The organism is Ancylobacter sp. GW821-FHT10E12, from assembly GCF_058809335.1.
In genome coordinates this window covers 165,080-180,921 of record NZ_JBXASN010000008.1, presented here as the reverse complement: position 1 = coordinate 180,921, position 15,842 = coordinate 165,080, and the positions used below count along the sequence as shown (strand labels likewise).

14 protein-coding genes are annotated in these 15,842 nt (G+C 66.7%); 6 read left to right on the top strand and 8 right to left on the bottom strand.

Annotated features, from left to right (window positions below; genetic code table 11):
- Nucleotide 1: 1 nt before the first annotated feature.
- On the top strand, nucleotides 2-2,692 hold the full coding sequence (locus tag AC1RU4_RS13060) for an HAD-IC family P-type ATPase (protein ID WP_492891519.1): 2,691 nt from the start codon (nucleotides 2-4) through the stop codon (nucleotides 2,690-2,692).
- A 122-nt stretch (nucleotides 2,693-2,814) separates the two neighbouring features.
- Here the strand turns inward: AC1RU4_RS13060 and AC1RU4_RS13055 are convergent, their stop codons facing one another.
- Genes AC1RU4_RS13055 through AC1RU4_RS13030 form a run of 6 tightly spaced genes read right to left on the bottom strand, consistent with a single transcriptional unit; the run spans nucleotide 2,815 to nucleotide 8,745 of the window.
- Entirely contained in the window at nucleotides 2,815-3,543 is a 729-nt protein-coding gene (locus AC1RU4_RS13055; protein ID WP_492891518.1) for a GntR family transcriptional regulator, read from the bottom strand.
- A 29-nt stretch (nucleotides 3,544-3,572) separates the two neighbouring features.
- Nucleotides 3,573-4,367: an ABC transporter permease gene (locus AC1RU4_RS13050; RefSeq protein ID WP_492891517.1), complete on the bottom strand. Its 795-nt coding sequence runs from the start codon at nucleotides 4,365-4,367 to the stop codon at nucleotides 3,573-3,575.
- 8 nt (nucleotides 4,368-4,375) lie between these two features.
- Nucleotides 4,376-5,278: an ABC transporter permease gene (locus tag AC1RU4_RS13045; RefSeq protein ID WP_492891516.1), complete on the bottom strand. Its 903-nt coding sequence runs from the start codon at nucleotides 5,276-5,278 to the stop codon at nucleotides 4,376-4,378.
- 2 nt (nucleotides 5,279-5,280) lie between these two features.
- Nucleotides 5,281-6,321, bottom strand: a complete 1,041-nt coding sequence (locus tag AC1RU4_RS13040) for an ABC transporter substrate-binding protein (protein ID WP_492891515.1) — start codon at nucleotides 6,319-6,321, stop codon at nucleotides 5,281-5,283.
- A gap of 54 nt (nucleotides 6,322-6,375) precedes the next feature.
- Nucleotides 6,376-7,485 carry an ABC transporter ATP-binding protein gene (locus AC1RU4_RS13035; protein ID WP_492891514.1) on the bottom strand — a complete coding sequence of 370 codons (1,110 nt, stop codon included), beginning with the start codon at nucleotides 7,483-7,485 and terminating at the stop codon, nucleotides 6,376-6,378.
- Between the two features lie 3 nt (nucleotides 7,486-7,488).
- A complete protein-coding gene (locus AC1RU4_RS13030; RefSeq protein WP_492891513.1) occupies nucleotides 7,489-8,745 on the bottom strand; it encodes an acyl-CoA dehydrogenase family protein in 1,257 nt (418 codons plus the stop codon).
- Between the two features lie 270 nt (nucleotides 8,746-9,015).
- On the opposite strand from AC1RU4_RS13030, the gene AC1RU4_RS13025 reads away from it, so the two are divergent.
- From AC1RU4_RS13025 to AC1RU4_RS13005, 5 genes are all read left to right on the top strand, one after another.
- Nucleotides 9,016-10,125, top strand: coding sequence for a M24 family metallopeptidase (locus AC1RU4_RS13025; protein ID WP_492891512.1), 1,110 nt, complete (start codon nucleotides 9,016-9,018; stop codon nucleotides 10,123-10,125).
- A 6-nt stretch (nucleotides 10,126-10,131) separates the two neighbouring features.
- Nucleotides 10,132-11,268 carry a M24 family metallopeptidase gene (locus tag AC1RU4_RS13020; RefSeq protein WP_492891511.1) on the top strand — a complete coding sequence of 379 codons (1,137 nt, stop codon included), beginning with the start codon at nucleotides 10,132-10,134 and terminating at the stop codon, nucleotides 11,266-11,268.
- Between the two features lie 27 nt (nucleotides 11,269-11,295).
- Complete coding sequence (locus AC1RU4_RS13015; RefSeq protein WP_492891510.1) at nucleotides 11,296-11,751, top strand: ester cyclase; 456 nt, start codon at nucleotides 11,296-11,298, stop codon at nucleotides 11,749-11,751.
- Nucleotides 11,748-13,088 carry a M20/M25/M40 family metallo-hydrolase gene (locus tag AC1RU4_RS13010; RefSeq protein ID WP_492891509.1) on the top strand — a complete coding sequence of 447 codons (1,341 nt, stop codon included), beginning with the start codon at nucleotides 11,748-11,750 and terminating at the stop codon, nucleotides 13,086-13,088. Before AC1RU4_RS13015 ends, AC1RU4_RS13010 begins: the two co-directional genes overlap by 4 nt.
- Nucleotides 13,089-13,163: 75 nt before the next feature.
- Nucleotides 13,164-13,850, top strand: a complete 687-nt coding sequence (locus AC1RU4_RS13005; RefSeq protein ID WP_492891508.1) for a type 1 glutamine amidotransferase — start codon at nucleotides 13,164-13,166, stop codon at nucleotides 13,848-13,850.
- A 68-nt stretch (nucleotides 13,851-13,918) separates the two neighbouring features.
- On the opposite strand, the gene AC1RU4_RS13000 is transcribed toward AC1RU4_RS13005, so the two are convergent.
- Nucleotides 13,919-14,944 carry a branched-chain amino acid ABC transporter permease gene (locus AC1RU4_RS13000; RefSeq protein WP_492891507.1) on the bottom strand — a complete coding sequence of 342 codons (1,026 nt, stop codon included), beginning with the start codon at nucleotides 14,942-14,944 and terminating at the stop codon, nucleotides 13,919-13,921.
- Between the two features lie 13 nt (nucleotides 14,945-14,957).
- Entirely contained in the window at nucleotides 14,958-15,842 is an 885-nt protein-coding gene (locus AC1RU4_RS12995; RefSeq protein ID WP_492891506.1) for a branched-chain amino acid ABC transporter permease, read from the bottom strand.

The following is a 15,842-nucleotide window of genomic DNA, read 5'->3' as shown; positions in this document are numbered from 1 at the left end:
AATGCTTGATCCGGTCGTCTCACCCCCCAGTTTTCATGCCGCCGACTGGCACTCGCTTCATCACGCGGAGGTCGCGCGCCGGCTTGACGTCGGCGCGGAGGGGCTGAGTGCGGGGGAGGCCAGCGAACGGCTCGTGCATCACGGTCCGAACAATCTTCCCGACGTGCCGGCTCCGCATCCTCTGGTGCGCTTCCTCGCCCAGTTCAACAGCGTGCTGATCTATTTCCTGCTGCTTGGCGCCCTCGCCGCACTGCTGCTCGGCCACTACATCGACGCCGCCGTCATCGTGGCCGTGGTGCTGGCGAATGCCGTGGTCGGCTTCGTCCAGGAAGGGCGGGCGGAAGCCGCGCTCGCCGCGATCCGCAACATGATCGCCCCGCGCGCCAGCCTGGTGCGGGACGGCGTCCGGATCAGTGTCCCGGCGGACTCGCTGGTGCCGGGCGATGTCGTGCTGCTGGAGGCCGGCGACCGTGTCCCGGCGGACCTGCGGCTCGTTCGTGCGCGCGGACTTCTTATCGATGAGGCGGCGTTGACGGGCGAGTCCGTTGCGGCGGTAAAGCAGGTGCAGCCGGCGATGCCCGATGCCTCGCTCGGCGACCGGCATTCCATGGCTTATTCGGGAACCTATGTCGCCGCAGGCCAGGGGAGCGGCATCGTCGTCGCCACCGGCATGAATACCGAGATCGGGCGCATCGGCCGCATGCTCGCAAATGTCGAGTCGCTGGCGACGCCGCTGCTGCGCCAGGTCAATGCGTTCGGCACCCGCTTCACGGTGCTCGCCATCGCTGGCGCCGTGGCGCTGTTTCTCTTCGCCGTGCTGGTGCGCGGCTATGGCTGGACCGAAGCGCTGATGGCAGTGGTGGCGCTCGCGGTCGGCGTCGTGCCGGAGGGATTGCCCGCCACCATCACCATAACGCTCGCCATCGGGGTGCGTCGGATGGCGCGCCGGAGCGCGGTGATAAGGCGCCTTCCGGCGGTCGAGACTCTGGGCGCCACGTCCGTCATCTGCACCGACAAGACAGGCACGCTGACACGCAACGAGATGACGGCATGTCGCGTCGTCGTTCCCGGCATGACGATCGGTGTCGAGGGCAGCGGCTATGCGCCGGCCGGCGAACTCCGCTGGCGGGACGGAACGCCATTTGAACCGACCGCGGCTGTCTCGGCGCTCGTCCACGCGGGTGCTCTCTGTAACGACGCGCAATTGCAGGAAAAGGCCGGGATCTGGCATGTCGAGGGTGACCCGATGGAAGGCGGGCTGCTCACGCTTGCCATGAAGGCAGGAGACATTCCTGCGGAGCTGCGCGCCCGGTGGCCCCGGCTCGACGAAGTTCCTTTCGATGCCGGTCATCGCTTCATGGCCACGCTGCACCGCGATCCCGAGGGAGGCGTCGTGCTGTTCGTGAAGGGTGCGCCGGAGCGGCTGCTGGAACTCAGCGTTGACGGGCTTGGCGAGGACTGGTCGACGCGCATCGCCGAAGCCGCGGCGCAGGGCGAACGGGTGCTCGGCTTTGCGGTGCGCCGCTACGAGACATCCCCCAGGCAACTCGGGATCGACATGGTCGGGAGACTGACCTTCCTTGGCATCGTCGGCTTCATCGACCCGCCACGCGAGGAAGCGATGGCCGCCATCGCCGAGTGCCGCTCGGCCGGCATTGCGGTGAAGATGATCACCGGCGATCATGCCGCGACTGCCGCGGCGATCGCGCGCCAGCTCGGGCTTGCGGATGATCCGATCGCGGTGACGGGGGCGGAGCTCGACGCTGTCGACGACACGCAGCTCATCGACCTGGCGCAAAGGACTGCCGTTTTTGCCCGCACCAACCCGGAGCACAAGCTGCGCATTGTCCGGGCACTGCAATCGAGCGGCGCCGTGGTGGCGATGACGGGAGACGGTGTCAACGATGCTCCGGCGCTCAAGCAGGCCGATGTCGGCGTCGCCATGGGCCGCAAGGGCACGGAAGCGGCGAAGGCCGCCGCCGAAGTTGTGCTGCTCGACGACAATTTCGCCTCGATCGTCGCCGCAGTGAGCGAGGGACGCACCGTCTACGACAATATCCGCAAGATGATCGCCTGGACGCTTCCAACCAACGGGGGCGAGGTGCTCGCGGTGATCGCGGCGATCCTCGCGGGTTTCACCATGCCGATGACGCCGGCGCAGATCCTCTGGCTCAACCTTGTCTTGACCGTGACTCTCGGGATGGTTCTGGCCTTCGAGCCGGCGGAACCGGGAGTAATGGCGCGCCGCCCGCGGGCGCCGGACGCGGCCCTGCTCTCGCCCTTCATGGCATGGCGCATCGGCTTCGTTGCGGTGCTGTTCCTCATCGCAGCGTTGGGCATGTTCGCTTATGCGCAATGGAGCGGCCACGATGTCGAGACGGCGCGGACCATGGTAGTCAACACGCTGGTCGTGCTGGAAATATTCTATCTATTCAATGTGCGCTACTTGCACATGACGTCCGTGACGTGGCGTGGAGTGCTCGGCACCCCGGCGGTGCTGCTTGCGATCGGTGCGGTAGTGGTTGCGCAATTCGCCTTCACTTATCTGCCGCCCATGCAGGCCTTGTTCGCGTCCCGTCCGGTGCCGCTATCCGATGGTGTGATCATCATTGCGAGTGGCGTGGTGCTGCTCGCCATTCTCGAAGCGGAGAAGGCGGTGCTCCGGCGATTCCGCATTTTTCAGGATCTGTAGGGAAGGACGCCCGACGTGAACGCCAACGCCATGAGCGTCGACGCCAGGATATCGGCAGGGTGTCCGACGCGCATCGCAGCGTGACTTTTAACGATAAGCGATACCCAGGACTTGTTTGACAGCTAAAAAACGCGCTCGCCGGTTGGGTCGACGCGGGGATTCCGAGCCCCCTTAGTCGAATCCGCGAGCTCGATATGGGCATTCGCGATGCGCAGCACCTCATCGAAATGCTTGCGGATGATGCGCTCGGCATCCTCGGAGTCGCGCTGAATCAACGCGCTCGCCACTTCCAGATGGTCCGCCTGCAGGCGCGCGCTTTCCTCCGGCGTAGGATCGATGCCGACAGCCGAGAAGGAATATTCGTAGAATTCCTCGATGAGTGACAGCAGCCGCGTACTGCCCGATGCCCGCGCGATGGACAGGTGGAAGGCGCGGTCCTGTGCGGAGCGCGTCCGGCCGTCAGGCGCACCCTGACGCGCGGCTTCGCGACAACCGCGCAGGATTTGCGACAGCTCCTGGTCCGAGGCATTCGCACAGGCGAGACGCACCGCGGCGCCTTCGAGCGCCTGGCGGATGACCAGTATCTCGCCGAGCTTCTTGTCCACTTCGGCGACGATGACGCCGCCATTCACCTGGCGCAGCACCAGGCCTTCGCTTTCGAGGCGCGATATGGCCTCGCGCACCGGCGTGCGGCTCACCGCCAGCCGGCTCGACAGCTGGGTCTCGATCATGCGGGTTCCGGCCGGAATGGAACCCCGAAGGATCGCCCGGCGCAATTCCCGATGCACATGAAGAACCACCGGCTCGCGCTCCACCACGGTCAGTTCGGGTCCGGCGTCGTTGGTCTTCATCGTTTCCGTCATATGTCCCTGGCCCGTTCTCACGAGGAGCGTTTCGATCGCCGCTGCGCCAGCGCCACCAGCCAGAGACCGAGCACCGAAATCACTGTCATGAAGGTCGATACCGCGGCAATGGTCGGATCTATGGTCTGCTGCACATTTACCCATATCTGCCGCGGCAGCGTCGGCTCGGTGAGACGCGTCAGGAACAGGCTGAGGATGATGTCGTCGAAGGAGGCGACGAAGGCGAACAGCCCGCCGCCCAGGATGGCCGGCCGCAGGTTGGGCAGGGTGACCAGCCAGATCGCCCGCAGCGGCGAGGCGCCGAGGCTGCGCGCCGCCCATTCCAGCCGCCGGTCGAAGCCGTAGAGCGAGGCGGTGACGATCATCACCACATAGGGCACGGCGATGATGGTATGGGCGATGACCAGCGCCCCGGTGGTGCCGAGGATGCGCAGCCGCACATAGAGGAAGTAGAGCCCGACGGCGATGATGATCTTCGGCAGGATCAGCGGGCTCATCACCAGCATGCGCAGCGCCGTCTTGCCGGGGAAGCGGTAGCGCACCAGCGCGATCGAGATGGCGAAACCGATCACCAGCGAGGTGATCGCCGTCAGCCCGGCGACGAGGAAGCTCAGCCGCGTCGCGGCCATCCACATGGCGTCGCCGAAATAGGCCTCGTACCAGCGCAGCGAGAAGCCCGACGGCGGAAATTCCAGCATCTGTGTCGGCGTGAACGACACCAGGAAGATGATCAGGATCGGCGCGATCAGGACCGCGAGGATCGCGCAGGAGAAGGCGCCGAGCGCGAGGCGTGCGGGGGAGATGCGCGTCATGTCGGTTCTCATTTGGCACCGCCCCACAGGCGCTCGAAATCGAGGAAGCGGTTGGCCACCAGCTGCAGGCCGCCCGTCACCATGAGCAGGATCACCGACAGCGCTGCGGCGAAGGTCCAGTCCATCGCCTCGTTGATCTGGATGGCGATCATCAGCGGCAGCGTGGTCTGCTGCGGCCCGCCGAGCATGGCGGGAGTGATGTACATGCCGATCCCCAGCATGAAGACGATGTAGGAGCCGGCGAGCACGCCCGGCCGCGTCAACGGCAGGAACACCTCGCGGAAGGCCCGCAGCGGGCTCGCCCCGAGGCTGCGCGCCGCCAGCATGAGGTTGCGGTCTATGCCGTTCATCACGCTGTAGAGGCTGAGGATCATGTAGGGCATCAGGTAGTAGGCGAGCGCCAGAACAACCGCCGTGTTCGTGCCGATGAAGGCAAACGGCGTGTCGATGATGCCGAAATCAAGCAGCACGGAATTGAGGATGCCCTGGCGGCCGAGGATGACCATCCAGGCATAGGTGCGCACGAGGCCGCTGCTCCAGAACGGGATGAGCACGAAGGCCATCAGCATCACTGCCCAGCTCCGGTTCATCGTCACCAGCCAGTAGGCGACAGCATAGCCGCAGACGAGGGTGATTGACAGCGTCACCAGCCCGAGCGCGCCGGTATAGGCAAGCACCATCCAGTAGGCCGGCTCCTCGAGAAACATCTCGAAGCCGACGAGGGTGAAGCCGTCCTCGCCATGCACCGACTGCCAGAAGATGCGCGCCAGCGGATAGCCGAAGAACAGCGCGTAGAAGACCAGCACCGGGATGAGGAACGCCGGAAAGCGCCCCGCCGACAGCCGCCGGGGCGCGGGCGATGCGGCCGCTGAAGCGGCCGCATCATTGGCATGGGCCATGGTCTCGGCCATGGTCAGCGCACCCCGAGGCGGGCCCAGCCGCGCGCGATGTCCTGACGGTGAGCGCCGAGCCATTCGGCATCCGCCACCCGGCCCTCGCCGGCGGTCGCCGGGTTGCCCGGCAGCAGCGGCGCGACGTCCTTGTCGATGAACTTGTAGGCGTCGACATTGATCGGGCCGTAATTGGTCGGCTTGGCCAGCGCGGCGAGGCGCTCGGGCTCGCACACCCAGTTGAGAAACTTCTTGGCCGCCTCGGCATGCGGCGCCCCCTTCGGGATGACGAAGAAGTTCGGGTAGCGCAGATGCTGGTTCCAGTTGATGGCGACCGGCTTGCCCTCGGCCACCAGCGGCACCATGCGGCCATTGGGGATGACGATCATATCCACTTCGCCGTCGGCGAGGAACTGCACCACCTTGGCGTAGCCGTCCGAGAAGACGATGTCGCTGCCGAGCGCGGCGATCTTGTCGAAGGCCTTGTCGATGTCGAAGGGGTAGAGCTTGGCAATGTCCGGGTTCTCGGCCATCGCCGCCTGCTCGACCGGCGGGCGGGTGGCGCCGATGGAGCCGCGCTTGCCGGGAAACGCCTTCACGTCCCAGAAATCCGCCCAGCTTTTCGGCCCGTTCGGATAGGTCTTGGTGTTGTAGGCCATGACCATCGCCCACTGGATGGTGGGGAAAGCATAGGGGTGGCGCATGTCCTGCGGGATGCCGGCGAGGCAGCTCTGCGGCACCGATTTCCAGTCGATCGGCTCCAAGAGCTTGTCCTTGGCGAGCGCGTTGACCGAGTCGGCGGAGAGGTCGATGACGTCGGCCTCGACATTGCCGGACTGGATCATCACCTTGAGGTTGGCGAAGTTGTAGCCGGCCGCTTCCTTGACGGCGACGCCGGTGGCCTCCGCATAGGGCTTGAACCAGTACTTGCTCTGGTTCTCCTGGTAATTGCCGCCCAGCGACAGGATCGTCAGGTCCTCGGCGGCTGCGCCCGCCGCGGAAAAGGCAAGGCCGAGCACCGTGCCGACGGCCAATATGCTCGCGCGAAAGTCTCTGCTGCTCATCCGCATGCTCCAATTGTGGCGATCACGTTCGGCCATCGCCGTCAGCCGTTCCCATCAGGCAAGGAGGATCCGTGCATTCTGCGGCTCGAAGCCGACCCAGAGCGGCATGTCCGTCCGGATCGCGGCCCCGACGCCCCGGTTCGGGCGACGGATCTTCAGTTTCTGGCCGTCGGCCAGTTCCACGGTGTAGACGATGCTCTCACCGAGATAGAGTTGAGACACGAAGCGGCAGGCCATCGCATTGACGATGCTGTCCTCGGCCGTGACGAGGCGCAGCCGCTCCGGCCGCACGAACACCGAGGCCGCCTTGCCGCCGCCGGCCGCCGGCTCGGCGGCGACGCGGCAGGTACGCCCGGCAATGTCGACCAGGGTCTCCTCGCCCGCCTGCGCCGCCACCGTGCCCTGCAGGAAGTTGGATTCGCCGATGAAGTTGGCGGTGAAGCGGTTGGCTGGCGCCTCATAGGTTTCCTGCGGCGAGGAGTGGCTGGCGATGCGCCCGTCCTCCATCACCGCGATGTCGTCCGACATGGTCAGGGCTTCTTCCTGATCATGGGTGACATAGACGACGGTCAGGCCGAGATCGGTCTGGATGCGCTTGATCTCCTCCTGCATCTGCAGGCGCAGACGGCGGTCCAGCGCGCCGAGCGGCTCGTCCATCAGCACCAGCGACGGGCTGAACACCAGCGCGCGGGCAAGCGCCACGCGCTGCTGCTGGCCGCCCGAGAGCTGGTGCGGATAGCGCTCGAGGAAGTCGCCGAGCCCGACCATCCGCAGGAACTCGGCCGAACGCTCGCGCGTCTCGGCGCGGCCGACGCCGCGCATCTTCAGCGCGAAGCCGACATTGTCGAGCACCGTCAGATGCGGGAACAACGCATAGTTCTGGAACACCATGCCGATGTCGCGCTTGTGCGCCGGCAAGGTGGTGACGTCGCGCCCGTTGATGCGGATCGCCCCGCTGGTCGGCTCGATGAAGCCGGCGATCATCATCAGCGTCGTGGTCTTGCCTGAGCCGGAGGCGCCCAGAAGTGTGAGGAACCGTCCGGGCTTCAGGTCGAGATCGATGCTGCGTACGGCGGGTGAAGACCCGAAATCCTTGCGCAGGGCCTCCAGCACCAGCGAGGCCCCCTGCACGCGCGGCTGCGAGCTGTCGGTTGGGTTCGCCATCCGTCAGACGGCCTCCGCCTTGACGTCCGGGACCAGGCCGAGCTCGGCCCAGCTCCGGGCGGCGCCAGCATCGCCGTATTTCTGCTTCGGCGCGTAATGTCCGTCGACGGTAGCGTCGGCGACGAGGCGCACCAGCTGGCTATCGCGCGTGTGCAGCGAGGCGGCACGGATGTCGCGCCAGAACATCTCCAGCGGCATGGTGTCGAGCAGCGCGCGGGTGCCGATGATGTCGAACGCCTTGGTGGCGACGGCGAGCGCCACCTCGCGCGCCGTATGATGGGCGCTGAGCGAGGCGAGCGCCGCGTCGCCCCAGTTCTGCGCCTCCCACAGCCGCGTCGCCAGCATGGCCGAACCGGCCGCCGACTGGATCGAGGCCGCCATATGGCCGACCTCGACCATCAGCCCCTCCTCGTTGCGCAGGAAGGGGCGCTTGCGCAACGTGTCGAGCACCCAGTCGAAGGCGCCGCGCGCGCAGCCGATCAGGTGGAACGCCTGCGAGAGCTCCAGCGTATAGGGGTCCTTGGTGATGAAGTCGGCCGGTTCGCCGAGCACGTTCTTCCAGGGAATGAACACGTCCTTCAGCGTGGCGCTCCAGCTCACCGTGCCGCGCAGGCCGATGACGCGGTCCCAGCCGTTCTCGCTGAAGGTGAGCCCTTCGCTGCCCGCCTCGACGATCGACAGCGTCAGCCCGTCGCGGCTGGTCTCTGCCCCCGGCGCGATCGACCAGTAGAGCAGGTACTTCGCCACCGGCCCGTTGGAGCAGAAATGCTTCGAGGCATTGGCGAGGAAGCCGCCCTCGACCGGCTGCATGCCGGCATGGAAGAACAGCTTGGTCTTGGTGTCTTTGCTGGCGACGCTCTCCTGATGGTTCACCTCGCTACCGAGCGAGCCCATCAGCACGCCGTTCTGCGCCACGTCGCCGAGGATGCGCCGCTTCTGCTCCTCGTTGCCGAGCCGCGCGACGGCGCCGCACTGGTGATAGTGGATGATCAGGTTCCAGCCTGTGGTGGAGCAGGCCCGGGCAATCGCCTCGGTGACGACATAGCAGCCGAGATGCGCGTTGCCCGCCTCCGGCGCCTCGCCGCCATAGGCCTTCGGCACCGCGAGCTTCAACAGGCCGGCCTCACGCAGCAGGGCAATATTCTGGTCGGTGAACCACGCGGCCTTGTCGAAGCCCTTGTCCGCCACCTTGATCCTGGCTGCCACCGCATTGGCGATGTCCAGCCACCGCTGCTGCTCGCTCGTCAGATTGGTCCACATCACTGTCATTCCCTGGGTGCCTCGCGGCACAAGATGGGTCGAATTTCATGCATGCTGCATGCAGAACGTCAACTCGGAAATGACGGAGCCTGGAATGCCAACGCATCAATGAATAATATTTAGGCTAAAATTGTAAAAACTGACAAAATTTCAGCAATAGATGCATATTATGCGTGCATTCGTGTCATTTGGATAATTTTCTCCGGATCGTCTTGCCTTCCATGAAACGCGGCGCCTTAATATCACTGCATGCAGACAATGGACGTGACCATGCCCCGTGATTCCGCCGAACCGTTTTCACCGCTGCCCGGCTTCGCCAGGTTGCGCCGCCTCATCCAGGAAGAGAATCTCGACGCAGTGATCGTCGGGCCGAGCGCCAGCTTCCGCCAACTCCTTGACCGCGATGCGAATCTCACGGAACGACTGGTCGCGCTCCTGCTCACGGCGCACGACGCCACCATCATCGTCCCGCGCCTGCAGGCACCGCTCTACGAACACCTGCCGCTCGCTTGTGCCGTCTGGGACGAGCATGAGGACCCCACCCTCATTGCATGCAGGATCCTGCGCGAGCAGGGTTGCCGCACCGTCGGCATCAATCGTGAGTTCTGGTCCGGCTTCCTCCTGCGCCTGCAACGGCACGCGCCGGACATCGCCTTCGGCAGCGCGACGGCGCTCGACCTGATGCGCGCGATCAAGACCCAAGCCGAGGTCGACGCCCTCGCCCGCGCCGCGCACCGGCTCGACGCGGTATGGGCGCGTTTCCTCGAAACCCATCCGGTGCTGACCGGCAGGACCGAGCTCGAACTGCGCGCCGCCATCGCGACGCTGATGCAGGAGCATGGCTTCAGCTCCATCGCCTGGATCGATGTCGGCGCCGGGTCGAACGGCGCCTCGGCGCTGCATCACGGCTCGGACTATGTGATCCGGCCGGGCGATCCGGTGGTGTTCGACTTCGCCGGCGTGTTCGAGGGTTGGTATGCGGACATCTGCCGCATCGCCACCGCCGGCCCGCCGGAACCGGACTATGTCGCGGCCTATTCCGTGCTGCTCGACGCGCAGGAAGCCGCCTTCCAGGCCATCCGCCTTGGCGTCCCGGCAAGCGCGCCCGACACGGCGGCGCGCGCCGTGCTCACCGCCGCCGGCTATGGCGAGGCCTTCACCCATCGCGTCGGCCACGGCATCGGCCTCGACGCGCATGAGGAGCCCTATCTGGTGCGCGGCAGCGAGCTGCCGCTCGCCATCGGCATGGTCATGTCGGATGAGCCGGGCATCTACCTGCCCGGCCGCTGGGGCATGCGTGTCGAGGACATCGTCGCCCTCACGCCGGACGGCCCCGTCCGGCTGACGCAGGCCCCGCGTTCCCTGGCCATCCAGAAGTAGCCCCAGATGACCCCGCCCCCCGCCTTCCCGCCCCGCTTCCCGGTCGACGAATTCCGCTCCCGCCTCGCCGCGCTGCGCGCCGTCATGGCCGAGCGGCGGGTCGACCTCCTCGTCATCGACCAGTTCGAGCACATGGTCTATTTCGGCGGCCACCTGCCGACCGCCGCCATGTACCAGGCGCTACTGGTGCCGCTCTCCGGCGAGCCGGTGGCGGTGATCCGCGCCCTCGACGCGCCGGTGTTCAGCGAGACCAGCTGGCTCTCCGGCTGCGTGGCGATCGGCGACAGCGACAACCCGATCGCCGTGGTTGCCGGGACGATCATCGCCCGGGGCCATGGCGCCGGTACCGTCGGCATCGAGCGCGACAGCCATTTCCTGACCGTCAACCGCGCGCTGGAACTCGAATCTCGACTGCCGGACGCGCGGATCGTCGATTTCTCCGGGATCATGTGGGAGATGCGGCAGGTGAAGTCGCCGCTGGAGCTCGCCTGCCTCGAGGTCGCCGCCGAGATCTGCGATCGCGCCACCGCGGCGGGCTTCGAAGCCGCTGCCGCCGGGGTGAACGAGCGCGAGGTCTGCGCCGCCATCACCAGCGAGGCGCTGCGCTGCGGCGCCGACAACACCCGCCTGGTGCTGATGGCGTCGGGCCCGCGCTCGGCGGCGCTGCACGGCGCGCTCGGCCACCGCACCCTCGCCGAGGGCGACCTGCTGCATGTGGAGATGGTGCCGCATTTCCGCGGCTACACCTCGCGCATCATGCGCCCGAAATCGATCGGCGCGCCGACCGACGAGCAGTTGCGCACCGCCGAGACGATGATCCGCATCCAGGACGAGCAGTTCCGCGCCATGAAGCCGGGCGCGCAGGCACGGGAGGTGGACCGCATCCTGCGCGAGGGCATCCTCGCCGCCGGCCTACGCGACAGCTACACTAACGTCACCGGCTACACGCTCGGCCTCGTCTTCATCCCGCGCACCAGCGACTTCACCCGCGTCTTCCTCGCCGACAGCGACTGGCGGCTTGAGGAGAACTCGGTGTTCCACATGTACACCTGGGCCGGCGGCATGGCCTTCAGCGAGACCGTCGTCGTCACGCCGGAGGGCGGGCGCTGCCTCACCCGCATGGAGCGCCGGCTGTTCAGCTGAACGCCGCCACGAGAAGGAAGAACGCCAATGCCGATCGAATGCAGCTCCGCCGAGAGCAATTCCGCCGAAAGCAAGCAGGTCATCTTCGACTATTACCGCCGTGTCTGGGACGCGGGCGACACTTCCGCCATCCCTGCGCTGTTCGCGCCGGGCTATGTCAATCACGCCGGCGCACGCGGCATGCTGAAGGGGCCGGAAGGCATCCTGGCGAACTACCGCTCGCTGAAGGAGGCGTTCCCGGACGTCGCCTTCACGCTCGACATCGTGCTGTCGGAAGGCAGCCGCGTCTGCGCCTATTACACCATGACCGGCACGCATGAGGGCACCTTCATGGGCATCGCCCCCACCGGCCGGGCGGTGACGGTGCCGGGCATCGGCATCTATGAGGTGAAGGACGGCATCATCGTCGAGAGCTGGGTGGTGCGCGATTCCCTCATGTTGCTGCGGCAGCTCGGGGCCGACATCGCCGTCAAAGCGGCATGAGGACCATCCCCGAGGGCTTCCTCGTCGACCTCTCGGCACTGCTGGAGATCCCCGGCGTCGCCGCCTGGCAGCATCGCCGCGCCGATCTCGACCGAGCGGCACACTGGCTGCGGCACCGGCTGGAGCGCGCCGGGCTGCATGCAAGATGCCTCACGGACACCCCCGGCCCGGCCTATGTCTATGCCGAGACCGAGCTCCGGCCGGACCGCCCCACCTTGCTGGTCTACGGCCATTACGACGTGCAGCCGGCGGACAAGGCCGATGGCTGGACCGCCGATCCGTTCCGCCCCAATCTGCGCGACGGACGGATATACGCGCGCGGCGCTGCCGACCAGAAGATGAACCTCCTCCTGCCGATCTTCGCGCTGGAGGAGATCAGCCCCGCCGCACTGCCGTGGAACCTCAAATTCTTCTATGAAGGCGAGGAGGAGATCTTCAGTCCCCACCTAGAAACCGCACTAGCGCATTACCGCGACCTGTTGCGCTGCGATGCGGTGTTCAGCACCGATGGCTGGCAGTACAACGCTTCTCAGGGCGATCTGCGCCTCGGCCTGCGCGGCTTCTGCGGGCTGGAGATCACCGTCACCGGCCCGTCGCGGGACCTGCATTCCGGCACCTTCGGCGGCGCGGCGCCCAATCCGGCGCAGGCGCTTGCCCGTGCGCTGTCGCGCCTCCACGACGACGAGGGGCGCATCGCCGTGCCCGGCTTCCTCGACGGCGCCACCACACCAGGCGAGGCCGAATGGCATGTGCTGCGCGAGCAGCCCTTCGATCGCGCCGCCTGGCTCGCCCGCGCCGGCCTGACGGAGGACGCCATCGCGCCGGACCTCGCCGTTGACGAGATGACGGGCCTGCGCCCGACCATCGAGATCCACGCCCTGGAATCCGGGCATTATGCGATGGGCCTGCGCACCATCGTGCCCTCTTCGGCCAGTGCCCGCCTCTCCTGCCGGCTGGTGCCCGGCCAGCAGCCGGACGCCGTCGCCGCGCGGGTCCGGGACTTCCTCGACCGCGCCATCCCGCCACGCTTCGGCCGCCGCATCGCCGTGCTGCCGGGCAGTTCGCGCCCCTACCGCATCGCGCGCGAGGACCGGTTCCAGGAGCTCGCCGCGACGATTCTCACCCGCGTGGACGGCCGCCCGCCACGTACCAGCTATTCCGGCGGCAGCATCCCCATGCCCGGCGCCATGGCGGCGGCGCTCGGCGTCGGCACCATCTTGTTCGGCTTCGCCCTGCCGGATGAAAACATGCACGGCGTCGACGAATTCTGTCGCCTGACCGACATCGAACGCGGTATCGCAGCCTGGCGGCTGCTGCTTCGACAGGCGTCGCCATGAATTCTCCGACATCCCGACCGCAGATGGCCGGAAGGAGAAGGGCCCGATGAGGCGGGCAGCAAGGACGTTCCCGACATGACCGAGAAGACCAGGGTCGGCATTCTGAAGCCCGGCAGCGCTCCCCAGCGGCTCGCCGCGACCCAGGGCGACTATGACGCCTGCTTCCGCCGGCTGCTCGCCGACGACGCCTTCGAATTCGCCACCTACGACATCGAGAACGGCGTGTTCCCCGAAGGGCCGGGCGCGGCCGATGCCTGGATCATCACCGGCTCGCGCCATGGCGTCTACGAGGACCACCCGTGGATCGCGCCGCTGGAGCAGCTGATCCGCGACATCCAGGCCGCCGGCCGGCCGCTGATCGGCATCTGCTTCGGCCACCAGATCATCGCCCAGGCGCTGGGCGGGCGGGTGGAGCGGGCGGCGACAGGATGGATCGCCGGCCCGCAGACCTACCGGGATCGCGACGGCAACGACTTTGCCGTCAATGCCTGGCATCGCGATCAGGTGGTAGAACTCCCGCCGCAGGCGGAGGTGTTCGCCAGCGGCGAGGGCTGCGCCTTTGCCGGCCTTCGCTATCCGGGCCCGATCCTCACCCTGCAGCCGCATCCCGAATTCGATGCCGATTATGTGCTCGGCCTGCTGGCCGAGCGAGGCTCGGTGCTGCCGGAGGCCATCGCCGCCTATGTCCGCACCGAGGCGCCCAATCGTCTGCCTGATGCCGACTTCTTCGTGCCGCTGCTGCAGCAAACTCTCAAAGGATGACCGGCGCCATTTGCGGATCGCTCCCGGCCGTCAGGCCACACTCCATACCTCGTCATCTTCCATGCCTGTCATGCGCCGTGCTTGGCCTCTTCGCTCTCGCCCTCATCGACGACCGCCGGGATTCTGGGCTTGCGCAGCCGCACCGCCCCCATCAGGCCCGAAGGCTTCACCAGAACGATGAAGAGAAGCAGCCCGCCGGCAATGTAGAGGCGGTAGTCGGCGAGACCTCGCGCACTCTCAAAGATGCCAATGATGACCGCGGCGCCGAGGATCGTGCCGGGAATGGAGCCGAGCCCGCCCACCAGCACGATGGCGAAGACGAGCGTGCTCTCCCAGTTGGTGAACATGTCGGGGCCGACATAGCTCAGGAAATGCGCCACGATGGCCCCCGCCACCCCGCTGATCGCGGCGCCGAGGCCGAAGGCCATCAGCTTGTAGCGTGAGACGTTGATGCCCACGGCACGCGCCGCGATCTCATCCTCGCGGATCGCCAGGAAGCAACGACCGATGTCGGAGGCAACGACCCGGTTCGCGACCAGCACGACGATGGCGAGGAGCGCGAGCGCCAGCAGGAAGTATTCCTGGTTCGACCACATCGTGAAGCCGAAGAGGCTCGCGGGCGGGATGCCGGGCAGGCCCACGGCCCCGTTCGTCACGCTGTCCCAGTTCAGGAAGACCAGCCGGCAGATCTCGGCAAAGCCGATGGTGACGAGGAAAAGATAGTCCCCCCCGATTCGCGTCGCCGGATAGCCGATGAGCAGGCCGAAAATCCCCGCCATGGCCACCGCGAGCAGCAGCGTGACCGGAAAGGGTAGGCCGAAATGGATAGTCGCCAGCGCCGAGGTATAGGCGCCGATGCCGTAGAACGCCGCCTGGCCGTAGGAAAGCTGTCCGCAGACGCCGGTGATAATGTTCTGGCCCAGCGCCAGGATCGACCAGATGACGATCATGGTGAGGATGCGGAAGAGATAGAGGTCACTGGAGACCAGGGGCATGGCCGCGGCCGCGGCGAAGACGGCGATCCACCACACCCGCGGCGGCACCGCGCGGATCATCTGCAGAGGGCCGCGGACGGGGGAGGTCGCATTGCTCATGTCGGTCATCCACCTACACCTTGACCTGGACGGGCCGGCCCAGCAGCCCCTGGGGCCGGACGAGCAGCACGAGGATGAGCAGCCCCATGGCGATGCCGTCGCGATAGCCTGTATCGAAATAGGCCGCCGCCAACGCCTCGGCGACGCCCAGCACGAGTCCCCCCAGGAAGGCGCCCTTGATGTTGCCGATGCCTCCGATCACGGCCGCCACGAAAGCTTTCATCATCACCGTGAACCCCATCATGAGGTAGACGGTGTTGTAGTTGATGGCGAAGAGAATGCCGCCGGCGACGCCGAGAATTCCGCCCAGCACATAGACCATGCCGATGGTGCGGTTGACGGGTATGCCCATGTAGCCGGCCGCGTCGATGTCCTGCTGCACCGCGCGCATCGCCTTGCCGATCATGGTCTTGCGAACGAAGAGGTCGGTCGCCAGCATCAACGCGAAGGCCACGCAGAACACCGCGATCTGGGTCGAGCTTATGCCGATGCCGAAGGCGCGGAACTGCGCCGCCGGCACGTCGAGCGGGAAGGGTTGGGTCGTCGTGCCCCAGATCAGCTGGGCGGTGTTGCGGATGATGAGCGCGACGCCGATGGCCGAGACGGTCGGCACCATCCGGTGCGCCCCGCGTGTCGGCCGGAAGGCGATGCGCTCGATGAGAAAGCCCATGGCGCCGCCGAGAACCAGCCCCGCCGGTATCGCCACCACGGCGGGCAGGCCCGCGAGCGTCAGCGCCATCGCCACATAGGTGCCGAACATCAGCGTGTCGCCATGGGCGAAATTGTGCATCTGCAGCACGCCGAAGACCATGGAATAGCCGACAGCGATCAGCGCGTAGATGCTCCCCGCCGACAGGCCGTTCAGCACCTGGGCCAGGAAATATTCGAGACCGCTCAT